The organism is Sunxiuqinia sp. sy24 (assembly GCF_052677165.1).
Genome location: NZ_JBQYLH010000020.1, coordinates 41,846 through 59,630 on the forward strand (window position 1 = coordinate 41,846; position 17,785 = coordinate 59,630).

Annotated in this window: 10 protein-coding genes; all 10 read left to right on the top strand. The window is 40.2% G+C overall.

Features of this window, described 5'->3' with window-relative positions:
* The first annotated feature begins 74 nt into the window (after positions 1–74).
* Positions 75–3,332, top strand: coding sequence for a SusC/RagA family TonB-linked outer membrane protein (locus ACUNWA_RS16250; protein WP_445592981.1), 3,258 nt, complete (start codon positions 75–77; stop codon positions 3,330–3,332).
* 12 nt (positions 3,333–3,344) lie between these two features.
* Positions 3,345–5,084 (top strand): RagB/SusD family nutrient uptake outer membrane protein, encoded by a 1,740-nt coding sequence (locus ACUNWA_RS16255; protein WP_445592982.1) that lies wholly within the window; start codon positions 3,345–3,347, stop codon positions 5,082–5,084.
* A 290-nt stretch (positions 5,085–5,374) separates the two neighbouring features.
* Positions 5,375–7,042, top strand: a complete 1,668-nt coding sequence (locus tag ACUNWA_RS16260; protein WP_445592983.1) for a glycoside hydrolase family 31 protein — start codon at positions 5,375–5,377, stop codon at positions 7,040–7,042.
* 320 nt (positions 7,043–7,362) lie between these two features.
* Positions 7,363–7,953, top strand: coding sequence for an RNA polymerase sigma-70 factor (locus ACUNWA_RS16265; RefSeq protein WP_445592984.1), 591 nt, complete (start codon positions 7,363–7,365; stop codon positions 7,951–7,953).
* 250 nt (positions 7,954–8,203) lie between these two features.
* Positions 8,204–8,416, top strand: coding sequence for a transposase (locus tag ACUNWA_RS16270; protein WP_445593016.1), 213 nt, complete (start codon positions 8,204–8,206; stop codon positions 8,414–8,416).
* Between the two features lie 468 nt (positions 8,417–8,884).
* Positions 8,885–9,859 carry a FecR family protein gene (locus ACUNWA_RS16275; RefSeq protein WP_445592985.1) on the top strand — a complete coding sequence of 325 codons (975 nt, stop codon included), beginning with the start codon at positions 8,885–8,887 and terminating at the stop codon, positions 9,857–9,859.
* Positions 9,860–9,963: 104 nt separating this feature from the next.
* On the top strand, positions 9,964–13,404 hold the full coding sequence (locus ACUNWA_RS16280; RefSeq protein WP_445592986.1) for a TonB-dependent receptor: 3,441 nt from the start codon (positions 9,964–9,966) through the stop codon (positions 13,402–13,404).
* 4 nt (positions 13,405–13,408) lie between these two features.
* The gene (locus tag ACUNWA_RS16285; protein ID WP_445592987.1) at positions 13,409–15,322 is read left to right on the top strand and encodes a RagB/SusD family nutrient uptake outer membrane protein; all 1,914 of its coding nucleotides are present in this window, start codon (positions 13,409–13,411) and stop codon (positions 15,320–15,322) included.
* Between the two features lie 65 nt (positions 15,323–15,387).
* Entirely contained in the window at positions 15,388–16,968 is a 1,581-nt protein-coding gene (locus ACUNWA_RS16290) for an arylsulfatase (RefSeq protein WP_445592988.1), read from the top strand.
* A gap of 185 nt (positions 16,969–17,153) precedes the next feature.
* Positions 17,154–17,498: a hypothetical protein gene (locus ACUNWA_RS16295; RefSeq protein WP_445592989.1), complete on the top strand. Its 345-nt coding sequence runs from the start codon at positions 17,154–17,156 to the stop codon at positions 17,496–17,498.
* The last annotated feature ends 287 nt before the right edge of the window (positions 17,499–17,785 follow it).

Consider the following 17,785-nt stretch of genomic DNA (forward strand, 5'->3'; position numbering starts at 1 on the left):
GATTACGTGCTGGAAGGCTACCAAACAACAGCACTAACTTATTTGAATTGTATAAATCAAATCGAAACAAATTTATGAAAAAAAAATGTTATTCATTGATTTTCATGGGCTCGTTGCTATGGAAATCAAAACTGATTAGAACGATGCGGACAACCTTATTTTTAATGGTGCTTAGCGTTATGCAGCTTTATGCTGTTGGTTCCTACTCTCAAAGCACCAGAATGAGTCTAAACTTGAGAAATGTGCCGATAAAGCAGGTGTTGAAGGAAATCGAAGATCAATCTGAATTTTACTTCATTTATGATGCCACCGTTGTCGATGTGGAAAAAGTGGTAAGTGTTAATGCAAAAAATCGCTTGGTGCCAGAGATTCTGGATGACGTTTTTGAAAATGCTGATGTGGAGTATAAAATAGCAAATCGTCAGATTGCCATTAGTGCGTCAAATCCAGATAGAAGCTCTCAAAAGCATGCCGTTTCGGGGAAAGTAACCGACTCGTCTGCCGAACCTCTGCCCGGAGTTACTGTTTTGGTGAAGGGAACAACACAGGGGACAATTACTGATTTTGATGGAAACTATTCTATTTCGGATGTGCCGACAGATGCAACTTTGGTATTTTCTTTCGTGGGAATGAAAGCACAGGAAATTACCGTGGGTAATCAAACATCTATAAATATTACAATGAGTGCTGATGCGATTGGGCTGGAAGAGGTTGTTGCAGTCGGATATGGATCCTTTTCTAAATCAGACTTAACAGGTTCGGTAACGTCAGTAAATAGTGAGGATTTCTTTGTTGGTAATACGGCTTCTCCTGAACAGCTTATACAAGGGAAGGTTGCTGGAGTGCAAATTTCTCAAGCGAGTGGGGAACCTGGAGCAGGAGTTAATATCCGCATTAGAGGGGTCAACTCAATTGGAGCAGGAAGTCAACCATTATATGTTGTTGACGGAATACCTATTGATGCTGGTTCAACAGCCGCATCTTCAGTGGGAGTAGGAAGTGAGATAGGAGGATTAGGTAGCCAAAACCCCTTAGCTTTTTTAAGTACATCTGATATCGAGTCGATAAATGTTTTGAAGGATGCTTCTGCTACAGCAATTTATGGCTCGCGTGCAGCAAATGGTGTTGTCGTAATTACCACTAAAGGTGGGAAAAAAGGGCGATCATCAGTTACTTATAATCCATATGTGAGTATTGATTGGATTGGAAGAAAAATGAACATGTTTTCTCCAGAGGAATATGTCGCCATTAGAGAAAAAGAAGGAGTAGCTACAATCACCGAAGGAAACCCTATTAATTGGCAGGATGAAGTGTATCGAACAGCTATTACGCAAAATCATGATATTTCATTTACTGGTACAACCAGTGGGATGACCTACAGGGCTTCTATCAATTATATGGATCAATCGGGGGTTGTGCAAAATAGTGACATGGAGCGTTTTACAGCAAGAGTAAATGCTTCGGGCAAATATTTTGATGATCGTTTGACGTTAGAGAGTCAAATAACCAATTCAAGAATCCTAGATAGTCGTCCGCTAGTGTCAACAACTGCGGGGGGGAGTGGAGCAGGCGACCTTATTGCTGCCACATTATATAATTCGCCTTATTCGAATCCGGTTTTAGCCGATGGGTCTTATAATCAGATTTCAAAGGCATATCTTAACCCTCTGGCTGTATTGGACTATTATAGCGACAAACAAGAGCTCCAACGTTTTTTAGGAAGTTTCTCTGCTTCATTAGATCTTTTAGACTGGGTGTCTTTTAAGTCTTCTGTCGGAATTGATTACTTTTCAACAGAAAGACAAGTCTCGTTTCAAAATGATTTTGTACTGACTGATTTGGGGAAGGCTTCTTCTGCAAATACTTCAGGGTTTAATAAAACATGGGAGAACTACTTTACCTTCACGCCGGCATTGGGAGCAATGAATAAGCTTAATGTGGTGGCCGGATATTCTTATCAATCTTTCAGTAAAAAGTGGTTTAATGCTACAGGCGAAGGGTTTGATGTGAACATGAGTGATTACAACAACAACTTGGGATTGGCATTGAGCCCTACTATTAGCTCTAATGCAGGTTTTAATGAGTTGCAGTCGTTTTTCGGAAGAGTAAATTACACCTATAATAATCGCTACTTGTTGACGGCCTCTTTGAGAGCGGATGGCTCTTCTAAATTTGGAGAAAATAATAAATATGGATACTTCCCTTCTGTCGCCGCTGCATGGCGTATGAGTGAAGAGGGCTTTATGGAAGATGTGAAAAGCGTTGTGGATAATCTGAAGTTGAGAGCAAGTTACGGTATAACCGGTAATCAGGATTTTCCGAGCTACGCATCACAAAAAACATACAGTGTCTTTAAAACAGCAGATGGTTACACGGGGTATAAGTTGGCTCGTGTTGCTAACCCTGATCTTAAATGGGAGCAGACAGCACAGTATAATGTCGGAGTTGACTTTTCCTTGTTTGGTCAAGCTCTTTCAGGGAGTGTTGATTATTTCTACAAAAACACTTATGATTTCTTAATATCGGTTGCGGCACCGCCACCAGCAGCGTCTTCTTCTCAATGGGTTAACATGGACGGAGATATAATAAATAAAGGATTCGAGTTTGTTTTGAATTCAGTTCCGGTGCGCAGAGAGAACTTCGTATTCAATGTTGATTTTAACTTCTCTACATTAGAAAATGAAGTGAAAAATATGGCAGAAGATTATAAAGCGATTGTTGGAGGTATTAGTGGTCCAGGATTGACAGGGTCATCCGTTCAGGTTATTGAAAATGGACATGCTTTCAGAACGTTTTATTTGAAAGAATTTCAGGGATTTGAAGAGAATGGAGATATCATCCTTTCAGAAGATAAGCAGTACCTGGGATCTTCTATCCCTAAATATATAGGAGGGCTAAATCTTTCCGTAGAACTGGCCAAGAGATGGAATGTCAGTTTGTTTATGGAAGGAATGTTTGGGCATAAAGTATTTAATAATACTGCAGCAGCAATGTTCTACAAAGCAAACTTAATGTCTTCGGGCATCGGACGTAATATTAGTAAAGATTACTACGATGAAAATGAGGGGCTGGGTGGAGATCCGGGAAGTAATTCTTCACGTTATCTTGAAGATGGTGATTTTCTTAGATTTAGTAATCTTAATGTGTCCTATAATTTTGATATTAAGTCCAAGTCAATTCATGGCATAAGAGCTTATGCTGCTCTTAATAATTTTGCAGTATTAACAAAATATAAGGGATATGATCCTGACATTAGCTCTGATTTGGGGATTGACTATACAAGTTATCCAAAGCCGATGTCTGTATTGCTCGGAGTATCAGTAGAATTTTAAAATATTTGAAAAATGAGAACGATATTGAAATATATATTAGTATTGTCATTAGGTGTGCTACTTAGTTATAGTTGTACAGACCTAAATGAAGTTTTGACTGGAAACGAAGATGTTATTGCAACGGATGCAGATGTGTTAGCAGGAATAACCAATGGAATGTACGGTGATTTAATTGACTTGTCCAATGTGTGGTATGGATATATGTTTACCAGCGAAATAACGGCGGGCTCTTCAATGATTCCGGTTAGAGGATCGGCCAATGATTGGTATGACGGAGGGAAATATATCAAGTTAACCAAACATACATGGACTCGTGATGATGGTTTTACCGGAGGCAACTGGGGCGGATTCTCAAGTAGATATGCAAACGCTCAGAATTTGCTTGAAAAGATAGCGCAAGTGGAGGAAGATCCCGAAAACTTGAGCGATGCACTTAAGATAACTTATGGTGAAGGGATGTTTTTTAAGGCTTTCTATGCTTATCTTATGCTGGATGTATATGGACAGGTTGCAACTGAGGATAAGGATGAAAATGGAAATAATATAGTGCTTGTTGGAGCTAAAGCTGCTGATACTATACTTGGGTGGCTGGAGACTGCTTATACGTATTTACCTGCAAAAGGCGGCGAAAGATACGCTTATGGTAAGGTCTCAAAATCTACCGCTGATCTCTTATCAGCGAAGATATACCTCAACAGGGTAGCATATGACAACAGTCCGTTTGAAGGAAATTCAACCTTTACTGATGCCGACTTTAAAAGGGAGCATATGGAAGAATGTATAAGGCTGTGCGATAGGGTTATGGCAACAGGGCAATATAGTGTTGTAGATAAGTATTTTGATATCTTTGGTAAGAATAATGATAAACCGGGGAAAAACGATGAAGCTTTGCTGGTTATCAAATATACTAACACCGTCGATTTGGGATGGCCTAAGGGACGTACCGAAATGTTTCGACTTGTAGCTCACTGGAATACAGTAGGGCCTGAAGATGTAGAGGTTACTAAAAGTGGTGATGATTGGCGATTAAAAAATATTAGAACCGGGCTTGTTGGATATGGAGGGATGTGTTTTCTCCCGGGATATGTTGATAACTTCGGAACAACAGACGAAGAGCGTGCTAACGACAGGCGCTTTAAAGATGAGAACTATAAGTCGAGTGCACTATACCAAAGAAGTGGAATGTACAGTGGTATAAATGTTGGCCCGGTTGTATATCCGAATTACCGTTTTCCTGCAGGGCATCCTAATGCAGGAGAACGAATTCCTGTATATGAGAGGGATGGAGTGACCCCATTGGTATATACCCAAGAAGTATCGACATTAGGAGACCAGGGGGTTGGTGCCGGAGAAGGTGATGGAGCTCGTGGAGTGAAGTATGAAATTGATTTCGATGGAGTGCCCTTTGTGTTTAATGCCGATTATGTTGTTTTTAGGTATTCCGATATTATACTTATGAAAGCAGAGGCCGAATTCAGATTAGGTATGGATGGGTCATCAACTGTAGATGAGCTTCTCGATAAGCGCTTGTTCGATAATCCTGGTTATAATGGTGGGTTGGATGGTATATTAAAAGAGAGAGCTTGTGAGTTCTGGCTGGAGAATCATAGACGTCAGGATATGATTCGGTTTGGACAATACAGTGAACCAAATCAATTTAGAACAGAAAAGAGTAGTGTAAATAGAAGAGTTATGTGTTTGACAAACCAAATTTTGGCAACAAACCCAAATCTTTACCAAATAGAATATTAAAAAGATAAAATACAATAGTTCGCTTAGTATGTTGATTTAGGGAGGTTACCTTGGAGAATTCCAGGGTAGCCTTTTGGGTATGCTACGCTAATAGTAAAACAGGTGTGTAATGAGTTGGCTATGATAAATGGATTTTATTTGCAGAATATGAGGAGGGAGCATTTATTCTGTTGGTTATTAGTCAATATAGCTATCTTGTTAATGGTACGAAACTGCTGATGACAGTTAATCTCTATTTTTGATCCTGTTGAGTAAAAGAAAGTATCAAATAATTTTTTTAAAACAAATACATGAAACAGAGTGAAATAAGGTATTTATCGAAAAAAGCACATTCGTATTTACATCGTAAATTACACATAGTGGAAATTATTCTTTTGTTTTTTATCTGCTTATTATCCAGTAGTGTCGATGTTGCTGCCAATTTTCCCGGCACAACACAAGATGCGGTAATAGACTCTGTCGTTATTCAGAAACAATCAACTAGTAATTGGTGGATGGGGGTGATTGGACAAGGCCACATGATGCCATTAAATGAAGATTTGAAAATAGATACCTATGGAAACGGATTTGGTAACCAGGTCCAACCATTGATACTTTCGGATAACGGAGATGTTATATGGAGTGAAGAACCCCTGCGAATTCAAAATTCTGAAAAACAACTAATTGTTTGGAGTCGTGATAAAATTAATGTTCTAAAAGCTGGCAATACGCTGAAAGAAGCTTATTTGTTTGCAAGTAATAATTATTTTCCGCCATCTGGAAGAATGCCCGATGAATTGTTGTTTTCTAGTCCACAGTATAATACCTGGATTGAATTGATGTATGATCAAAACCAAAAGGATATTTTAAAATATGCTCATGCGATTAAGGATAACAATTATCCGGCAGGTGTGTTGATGATTGATGACAATTGGCAGGAGGATTATGGAAAATGGAGCTTCCATGAAGGACGTTTTGATGATCCAAAGGCCATGATGGATGAACTTCATGAAATGGGATTCAAAGTGATGTTGTGGGTGTGCCCGTTTGTTAGCCCGGACTGTGATGTTTACCGTGAGTTGAATAGCAAAGGTTACTTCCTGAAATCAAAGTCAGGCGAAACGGCCATGGTGAAATGGTGGAATGGCTATAGTGCTTTGCTTGATTTGTCGATTCCTGAGGCCCGGAGATGGTTTAAAGATGAACTTCATCGCCTGATTGAGGTGTATGGTGTTGATGGTTTTAAACTGGATGCAGGTGACGCTCGCTTTTATACGGGAGATATTGAACTTAAGGGATTAACTCCCAATGAACACTCTCTGCTTTGGGGCAAGATTGGCCTTGAATTTCCATTGAATGAATATCGTGCGATGTGGAAAATGGGAGGACAGCCTTTAGCAGAACGATTACATGATAAAGACCATAGCTGGGAACACCTGAATATGCTTATCCCGCAAATGCTGGTTGAAGGAATCATGGGCTATCCTTTTGCGTGCCCGGATATGATTGGCGGAGGGCAGTTCGTTTCTTTCCTCGATGGTGCTGTGATTGATCAGGAGCTGATTGTGCGTTCGGCGCAATGTCATGCGTTAATGCCTATGATGCAATTCTCTGTTGCTCCATGGCGGATATTGGATGAAGAACATTTACGTGCCGTAGGGCAGGCCATTCAGGTGCGGCAGCAGCATAGGGATAATATTTTGAAGTTAGCTCAGGAAGCAGCGCAGACAGGAGAACCAATTATGCGCCCAATGGAGTATGATTTTCCAAAACAGGGATTTGCCAAAGTGGTTGATCAGTTTATGTTGGGCGAGAAAATACTTGTTGCGCCTGTTCTTGAAAAAGGCGCTCATTCTCGCAAGGTGGTGTTACCTTCAGGTAAGTGGCAAACTCCTTCAGGCAAAATCGTAAAAGGTGGGAAAAGCATGGAATTTAAGGTTGAATTGAATGATTTGCTTTATTTCGAGCAAGTTCAATAGCACAATCTCCACCAAGTGTAAATAGCGTAATTTATATTCGCATTTATTGAGAGAATTAATTGCCAGATTTTAGGCCTTTCTCAAACCGGGATGGGCCTTTTCTTTGTCTTGGGGCTCCTGCTCATAGCACTTCCAGTAATTTACAATGATGTTTTTTGAAAAATTGGCATGAACTTATTTCAACAAAGCTGGGAATATGTTTATCGGAAATTGTTCATTTTTATATAGCTTTAGGCGCGAATTAAATAGTTCATTGCATTTAGAATTTATTTCTAAATGCAATGAATATTTAGTAGGTGGTAGTCACTGGGACCTCAAAAATGGAAACTTTATTAACTTACGATATCGTTGAATTAAAAAGTGGAAGCTCATCGGAGTTTGAAAAAGTGTATCTGGATTTTTATGATGTACTGTATGCTATGGGAAAACAATATCTTATGGATGCCTGTGAAGCCGAAGAGATAGTACAGGAGGCTTTTCTGAAACTGTGGGAAGTTCGTGTCGATTTGAATGATGAGTCGAACATCCGGAATTTTCTTTACACGATGGTTAAGAATAACTGTCTGAACCAAATCAGGAACAAGCAAAATGCCTCCCGCTTATTGAATAATCATCATTATCAGGAATTGCAATACAACTACGAAGCATTGGAGAAATCCAGCGACAGTTTTATGCAGTTTCAGGAATTAAAAGAAAAAATAGATCAGGCGATTGCTGAGTTGCCCGATGATTTGCGGATGGTGTTTGAAATGAACCGATTTCATGATTTGCGCTACAAAGACATTGCCTTGCAATTGGGCATTAGTGAAAAAACCGTTGAGGCACGGATGTCGAAAGCCTTAAAAGTATTACGTACCGAACTGAAAGATTACCTCCCCGTTGTTTGCTTGATTACCAAAATGTTTTCATAATACTTCATTCCATCTGGTCAATTGTTTTCTCATGTATTATAACTACCCTTGCATTTGAGTTTTAGCTTGATCGTGTAGCCGATTACTTTAATGTGTCGATTGCTCTTTAGTGGAACTGCTACATTTGACTGGACGGTAGGATAAATGTAATTTATTTACCTACATTATGAGTGCTATGAGAAAGAAGTTTGACAAAGAATTTAAGCTAAAGGCAGTGTAATTATCCTATGCAAGAGGGAACGCCAGTGAGATTGCAGATGAACTGGGGATCGACCGAGCATTACGTTATCGGTGGCGCAAAGAATTTAGTCATTATAAGGACAATAGTTTCCCAGGTTACGGGAACCCGAAGATGACGGATTTGGAGCGGGAAAATGCTCGCTTGCAAAAAGAGCTTCGAGAAGCCAAAATGGAACGCGATATCCTAAAAAAGGCAATCAGCATCTTCTCCGCTGGGATGTGAGAAGTTGGTTATCCGAAGCATGAGCAGAAAAGGCAACTGTAGGGACAATGCTGTGGCCGAGAGCTCTTTTTAAAACCATTAAAGTTGAGCTGGTTTATCACCAAAGATTCTTTGACCAGAAACACGCAAATTAACCTTGTTCTGCTGGATCGAGACCTGGTATAACAAACGAAGAAGGCATTCGGCTTTAGGTTACAAAACAATAAACGAATTTGAACAACTAAATAGTAATCAAAGAATAGCAGCGTAACTCTTAACTAGCCGGACAGTTTTTTGTTGCATATCCAGTCCCTTTTTATAAAGACTCCACAACTGTTTATATGGCTTTATTGCTTGCTGTAAGCATCAGTAAAACTACGCTGTAATTTATTTTTTTTACTTTTTCGATAGGGTCTGCCTCTTTTCAGGTGTTAAGTATGTAAACAAGCCGAAAATTCTAATTGCGATATTCAGCTTAATACTTGAAAAATGGATAATCAAATCATCGCAAAAATACTAAGTGGGCAGGCCAGCGAACAGGAGACGTCTTCTTTCTTTTCCTATTGCGAGCTTCATCCGGAATGGAAAGACGAATACATTCGCTTAAAAAACCTCTGGGTATTATCAATCAGTGAGGTGTCGCCCAACAAGAAAAAGTCATTTGAAAACTTCTGGAGGCAAACCCGTAAGTCACGCTCAATCCCGATGCGCCGAATCTTCTTTGAGTTAAGTAAGTATGCAGCAGTAATTGTTTTCACATTGGGATTAGCTTATCTGGTTAATTCGGAGCTCAATACAGGAAAAGGCGATTTGGTACAAGTATTCGCAAGTGAAATCGGCAGTGTTTCATCGATTAAACTAAGTGACGGTTCGAAAATATGGCTCAACTCCGGTTCTGAATTGACGTTTACTGAGAAAAGCAAAAATCGAATTGTAGCCAGATTATCAGGAGAAGCCTTTTTCGAAATTGAGCATAACCCGAATCGAGAGTTTTTAATTGATGCCGGAGAAATCCGTATTCGCGATTTGGGAACGAAGTTCAATGTTAAGGCATATGAACAGGACAATGAAATTACGGCGACTTTGATTGAAGGGGAAATTGACATTCAAAGTAGGAAAGGCATAACGATGCAGGAAATGTCTCCAAACGACCATTTCTCGATGAATAAATCAAGCCGGAAGTATTTGCTGAAGAAAATTGATTCGTCACTCGTTGCAGGATGGAAAGACGGGAAGTTTGTATTTATAGATATGAACCTTCGGCAAATTTGCGACGAACTGGAGAAATGGTATGATGTGGAGATTGTTTTTGAAAATAAGAAACTCGAAGCAGATCAATATTCAAGTGTGCTGAAACGTACTACAACGATTCAGCAAATGATGGAGATGCTGAAACTATCAGCAAACATAAATTATGAAATAAGAACAAATAAGAACGGAACGGATGAAGTAAGAATCAAATAAGTACAATAGAAAAGAAGCGCACCTGGCGGGGCACACTTCTTTATAAAAAACAAAGGAAACTGAAATAAATCAGTTTCAATGTCTAATTAAATCAATGTAAAAGTATGAAAAAAAAACTGCATTTACTATGCCGGAAAAGGCATGGGATTGGTAAAACATTAATGATTATGAAGCTAACTCTGAGCTTGATGTTACTGGCAGTTGTTACTTTCGCTACCGAGAGTTACAGCCAGACAACAAAGCTGAACCTTAAAATGAAGGATGCTACTTTGGTAGAAATCTTTCAGGAGATTGAACGCACCAGCGATTATGGCTTTCTGTTTAAGAACGAACAGCTGGATTTAGACAAGAAACATTCCGTTAGTCTGGAAGGTGTGGCAATTGACGAAGTGCTAAAACAGGTTTTGGATGAAGGATGTACCTATCGGATTTTGGGAAGGAACATCGTGATTTCAAGGGAAAGTATTACAAACGGAGTAAGCCAACAAGCTAAAGCAGTTTCCGGAAAAGTAACCGATTCCTCAGGGGAGCCCCTTCCCGGAGTTGCTGTTGTGGTCAAAGGAACCATGCAGGGAACGGTTACGGATTTTGATGGAGACTACACGATTGATGATGTTCCAGCTGATGGTGTATTGGTTTTTTCTTTTGTGGGAATGAGAACACAGGAAATAACGGTAGGTCGTCAGTTTTCTATCAATCTGGTTTTAGAGGAGGATGCTATTGGAATTGAGGAGGTTGTTGCCGTAGGATATGGAACTCAGAAGAAAGTGAACCTGACAGGAGCTGTATCTGCTGTAAAAATGGAAGAAGTTTTAGGAGACCGCCCGGTTACAGGTCTGGGGGCTATTTTACAAGGCTCTATCTCTGGTTTTACGTCTTCATCGTCCGCCATTCCTGGAGGTGGAAGTAACTTTAACATCAGAGGATTGGAATCAATTAATGGAGGTGCTCCTCTGGTATTGGTCGATAATGTTGTATATAATGATTTATACCTGATTAATCCGGATGATATTGAGAGTATTTCTGTCTTAAAGGATGCTTCTTCGGCAGCTATTTACGGGGCTCGTGCATCGTTTGGCGTTATTCTAATTACCACTAAAAAGGCGAAGCGAAATGAGAAACTCTCAATTAGCTACAATAGTAATTTTGCGATATCAACTGTGAACAGCCTTCCGGAATTGGCTGCGCCTTCCGATATGATTCAAACACTGAAAGATGGCGAGTATTCATCTATTTGGTCGGGACAAAACATCGATACTTACGTCGATTTACTTCAAGATTATCAAAATAATCCGGCAGCGTATCCACAAGGATGGATAGAAGCAAACGGAACGAAGTACTTCCTGAAGCAGACCGATGTGATGGGGGATATGTTTGAACCGTCCTGGAAGCAAACGCACAACATTTCAGTGCATGGAGGAAGTGAAAAAATCAATTATCGGATTTCTCTTGGTTATTCAGATGAAGATGGTATTCTAGTTACTGGGAAAGATGCATTCAAGAGAACGAATATATCGACCTATGTGAGTGGAGATATTACATCCTGGTTAACAACATCTCTGGATGTTAAATACAATAGTGGGAATAAGCAATATCCTCATTTAGATGGAAGTAGTGAGTTAAGGTTGTGGCGAGCCAACCTTCCTTCTTATCATCCGGATGGTTCCTTACCATATGGAACAGATGGAGAAGAGTATCTGGTTATGACCCCATCTAACATTATTAAGGAAGTCGATGTCTCTGAAAGAGTGAGTGATAATACACGAATTTTTTCAAGAACAGAGATCAAACCACTCAAGGGCTTAAAAGCTATTTTTGAATATTCCTATCAAATGGGGTTGACGGATTACCAGGATTATGCCAATTATTTTCAGGTTCACCAAGGATTAGCGGAGAGTATAAAACCATCAACTAAGACTAATCCGTTTTCAACATCGCGGGCTACAACAAAATATACAACAATCAATGCCTTTGCCAATTACGAAACAACACTTGGAGAGTCGCATAACCTATCAGGTGTAATTGGATATAATCAGGAATATAATGATTATAGATATTTAAGATCCAAGGCCTTCAATATGATTAATAATGAGCTTCCTTCTCTGAGTGGAACCAATGGATTGACGCCGCCTGAGACCAGTGATGCTTACAATGAGTATGCACTTAGAGGTGGTTTTTTCAGGGTCAACTATAATTATGCACAGAAGTACTTTGTCGAGTTTAATGGTCGCTATGACCTGTCTTCTAAGTTTCCGACAGATTATCGCTCCGGCTTCTTTCCATCCGTATCAGCCGCATGGAATCTGGCAAAAGAATCTTTTATGGAGTCAACCCAAAGGACTATTTCCTTATTAAAGTTAAGAGGCTCTTATGGTACCCTGGGAAACCAGAATATTGGAAACTACGGCTTCCTGCCAACATTTCCGGTTGTTAATGGCAACTGGATCTACAATGGACTTATCCCTCAAACCATGGGTGGTCTGCCAATGGTTCGCGCTAATTATTCCTGGGAAGAGGTGAATACGATTAATGGGGGGATTGATTTTGGGTTTCTGAAGAGCAGACTTAGTGGTTCTTTCGACATTTATCAGCGTAACACCCTTGGAATGTTGGGACCGGCTGAAGAATTTCCTGCTGTGGCCGGTGCAACTGCACCGAAGCAAAATGCAGCTGATATGAAAACTAACGGTTGGGAGTTTTCTCTTAAATGGAAAGGTAATGTTGGTGAAGTAAAGTATGACCTTGGATTCAACATCTATGATTCACGTTCGGAAATTACCCGGTATAAAAATGAGACCAAGCTATTATCGGCCTCCTATTATGAAGGACAAGAAATTGGAGAGATATGGGGATACGTTACCGATGGCTTTTATACAGAAAGTGACTTTGATACCAACGGAGCTTTAAATAGTGGTGTTGTTAGTATCAACGGGGTAACATCCCATGAAGGAGACATTAAGTATAAAAACTTAATGGATGATGAAACCAGCGACAACAGAATTGATACCGGAGATAATACGGTGGAAAATCCTGGCGACCGGGAAATTATAGGGAATAGTCGTCCTCGCTACCAATATGGCGTAAATGGTTCAATGAACTGGAAAAACATTGGATTATCATTTATTCTGCAAGGGGTTGGTCAGCGAGATGCTTGGATTGGAGGGAATATCATTTTTCCTATGGCTAGCCAATATGGTACCGTTTACGCCGACCAGGTTGGGAAAATCTGGACACCTGAAAATAAGGAAAATGCCTATTATGGCCGTATCTATGAAAATGGAGGAAGTTCGCAGGGGGCTAATCAAAGAGTGTCTGATAAATTCTTGAGTAATGCAGCTTATTTGCGTGTTAAGAATATCACGCTTAGTTACAGTCTGCCCAAAAGTATTCTGAATAGAATTCATTTGAAAAATGCTAAAGTATTTTTTAGTGGAGAGAACCTGTTTACATTCGATCATCTTCCACAAGGGATTGATCCCGCAAATTTAGGATGGACATATCCACAATACAGAACGATCTCGTTTGGTGTAAATTTAAATCTATAGAATTATGAAATTCATTAAATATCTATTTTTATTATTAATTGTGAGCTCAGTTGGGTGCAACGATGATTTTTTGGAGTACTCGCCTAAAACATCGCTGACTGAAAATACTGCTTTTGTTTCGTATGACAACTTTAAAACATACTCTTGGGGCTTATACGGTATTTTTTCAAACTCTCAGATGAGACAATACCTTGGAACCGGCGCTCAGGTTTATACGCATGCATTGGGAGATGTTTATGCAAACTACCTGTATATGAGTAGCGGCACCAATGTTCAGAATAACCATTGGCAGTGGAATAATATTACTTCTACTACCAATATGGATAACGCTTGGGATTTTAGTTATATGCGTAAAGTCAATATCATGCTCCGCAATATTGATGGTTCGCAAATGAGTGAGACAGACAAGAAACACTGGCGTGCAGTAGGTTTGTTCTTCCGTTCACATCGTTATTACGACTTATTAGCTCGCTATGGCGATGTGCCATGGTTAGAGGATGTCGTGGAAGATACCGATGTGGATATTCTCTATGGAAAAAGAACGGATCGTAACACCGTAGCAAATAATATCCTACGAGATCTTAAATATGCTGAGGAGAATATAAAAGAAAAAGGAGAAGGAGGGAATACGATAAACAGAAATGTAGTACGAGCACTCCTGTCACGCTTCTGCCTGTTCGAAGGCACTTGGCGGAAATATCATTCACTTTCGGATGCAGACACTTATCTGAAAGAGTGTGAGCGTGCTTCAAAGCTCTTGATTGATACGTATCCTTCAATTGCTGTCAATTTTGTCGACCTTTGGTCCTCAGATGACTTATCTACCGTTCCGGGTGTTATCTTATACAAGGAATTGGCACAGGATCTTGAAATGTCAAGTCTTCCACGTTTTGAAAGAGGTGGAGGACAAAAAGCCTCGTTGCATACACGCACTGTTGGGCGATACCTTTGTCAGGATGGTAAACCCATTGCAACAAGTGAGCTTTACGAGGGAGCCGGTGCCAATGCGACAGTCAATGATGAATTTAAAAACCGCGATCATCGGTTGTACTGGCGCTGTGTTCCTCCCTATAAAACCAATAAAGGAAATGGTGTTGCGGTAACCGATGCAAACCGTGATTCGTGGTGGACTGAAGGAATGGACCCGAAAGATCGTTACTACATCGACTATATGAACAGTATTAACGATGCCAACCACCAATTTCCTTTACACACCTGGCAGCCGCAGTTTTTATCAAGAGTTCCGATGATTCAAACCTCTTCTAATTCCTGGGGACCGATGCGTAATTATGGTGGTTACTACTTCTACATGTACTACAATACATACAATGAACCCAATATTCAGGCCGGTGGAAGATTTGCTGTAACAGATTGTCCAATCTTTCATATCGAGGAAATTATGCTGAACTATGCCGAGGTTACTTACGAGTTGGGTAAATTTGATCAGTCGGTTGCTGATTTAACCATTAATAAGCTTCGGGCACGTGCCAATGTAGCAGCCATGAATGTGAGTGAAATAAACGCCTCTTTTGATCCGGACAGAGACCCGGAAGTTGAGGCAATAGCCTGGGAAATTCGTCGCGAACGAATGGTGGAGTTACTGGGTGAAGGATTCGGTTTTTATGATATCAGACGGTGGAATAGAGGTGAGTACTATATGAATCAAAGACCTCTTGGAGTGCGGGTAGCAGCATCTGAAAAAGATGATTACTTTGGGAATGCATCTATTTTTGTAACAACTGATGATGTTAATCCTAATGCCTCTGTAACAACTGAGGATGTTGGGCGTGTGGTTTGCGTTGGCGATTTTGTCCAACAAGGGAAAGGTTGGCAAGACTATTATAATCTTAACCCGATACCTAAAACACAGTTGATATTGAATGAAGAACTAGAGCAAAATCCAGGATGGGATAATTAATTGTTTTTGAGACCAAGTGGCTTTTATTTCCTATAAAAGCCACTTGGTTTAAATACTTTTTACATATGAATAAATTGTTTATAGCTCTCGCAGGCGCTGCTGGTTTGGCCGGCTGTCAGGCAATCGATAAGCCTGAAGATAAGTTGCCCAATGTTGTTTTCATTTACGCCGATGATTTGGGGCGTGGCCTATTATCGCATGAAGGACAGCAAATCGTAAAAACACCGAATATTGACCGGATTGCAGCAGAAGGAATCCGGTTTAGTAATGTTCGTGGCTGCATGTTTTGTGCTCCGGCCAGGGCAAGCCTTTTAACCGGCTACCATGATTGCCATGCTGATAAGTGGCAGATCACGAGTGGTGGTGCTTACAAAAGGGTGTTTAAAGGCGACGTTACGGCTGATGAAGTTTCGCATGCTTTAGAAGAGCAAGTTGGTGATTCAAATACGTCGACAATAACACTGGCTGAGGTTTTTAAGAAGGCAGGTTACACCACTGGTCAGGTTGGAAAATTGGAATGGGGCTTTTCAGTTTCGTTTGAAGAGATGAAACAACATGGCTGGGATTATTATTATGGCTACCTCGATCATGTGATGGCTCATGGGTTTTATCCTCCTTATATGTTTGAGGATGGACAGAAAGTTGATATCCCTGGAAATACAAGACGTGATTGCGGAAAATCCCGGGAACGTGAAACACCGGCAACATTTAAGGAAAGATGGAACATGGAAGGCAAGAGTTTGTACTCTCAAAACTTGTTCCTGGATAAAATGCTTTCCTTCATTCGTAAAAATAGAGACCGCCCGTTTTTTCTGTACCACCCAACGCAGTTGCCCCATGGGCCGGTTGCTATCCCTGAAGTGCATGCCGATTTTATAAATGATGATCGCTTAACTCAAATTGAGAAGGAATATGCTTCCATGGTGAAAATGCTGGATGACCATGTTGGGGTGATCATCCAGGAACTGGAAAAGTTAGGTTTGGAAGAAAACACCATGATCATTTTTAGTTCAGATAACGGGCATGAGATCTACTATTCTCAGGAAGGACGAATTCTTAAGCCGGTTCGAAATATGCAAACAGGAGAACGGTTTGACAATATCACAACGAAATTTTATTCTGAATTGGGGGGCGATGTGTTTGATGGCAATGATGGCATGGCCGGATTAAAGTACGATAATTGGGAAGGTGGATTCCGAATTCCACTACTTGTAAAATGGCCGGGGCAAATTGAAGGAGGGCAGGAGGTCAATAACCTGGTGGCTAACTACGATTTGGTGCCCACATTTGCTGATTTATTGGGAGTCGAATTAGAGGAAGCCAAAGATGGGATTTCGATCATGCCAATTTTGACCGGAGAGGATAAAACGACAGCCCATGATTACACGATTAATTCGTCCATGTACGGAGGAGCGATCGTGACAAAAGAAGGGTGGAAGCTTCGGAATTATTATTCTAAAGAGATCTTCCAATTGTATTATTTGCCCGATGATTACCGGGAAGAAAACAATCTGGCTGATCAGTTTCCTGAAAAGGTGGAAGAGCTAAAAAAGATCTTAACCAAAGAATGCAACGGCGATTTAGCCAATGGACAATTTTCGTATCAGAAGTTTGTGCTGCCAATGGTGAAATTGGATGCGAACTAATCAGACTTTTATATTTTAAAATCGACAGTACTTTGTTGAATCTCTATAATCGTCAGATGTTTAATGCTTTGAGATCCTGCGGTGTATTTGTTGAGCTGTTTTAAATCCTATGTTCTAGTTATCTATTATCTGAAAATCTAATGTCTAATAATCTAACGATCTACTAACTACTTAATTGAATAAATATGAAATCTACCTTGATTGTCTTGTTCTTTGCTCTCTTGGTCTCGTGTGTGGTCAAAGAGGAGCCGGAACAAAATCCGAAGAATAACTTAGTATTTAATGATCTGGCGGCTACCTGGGATGAAGCGATGCCTTTTGGGAATGCCATGGTCGGTGCACTCGTCTGGCAAAAAGAAGGCAAGCTGCGTTTTTCTCTTGATCGTGCTGATCTTTGGGATTTACGCCCTATGGGAAATATCGACTTCGATAAATGGAAATTTCAAAATGTTTACGAGCATAGGAAAGAACAAAAGCTTGCCAGTGCCCAATGGGGAGCTCTATATGTCAGTGCATTAGCATACTTTTAGAGTAGGATGTTTTTCTGAAAGGTGCAGTTGACGGGGCAAGTGGGTTGTGGAATGAAAAATGCCGGAGAGAAAGGATTTGCGCTTGGTTAAACAACCTAGTGAAATGCGTGATAAACTGAAACGAACAGCCCCCTTATTTTAGCCAAGCGGTAAGGAGGAGCAAGCTGGGGTAAATCTAAAATCCGGTGGTTAATATGTTATCCAAAAATCAAGGATACCGAGCTATATTTTCTATATTTAGTGATCTATTCAATAAGCCCAAAGACATGGTAGATAGATGATAAATG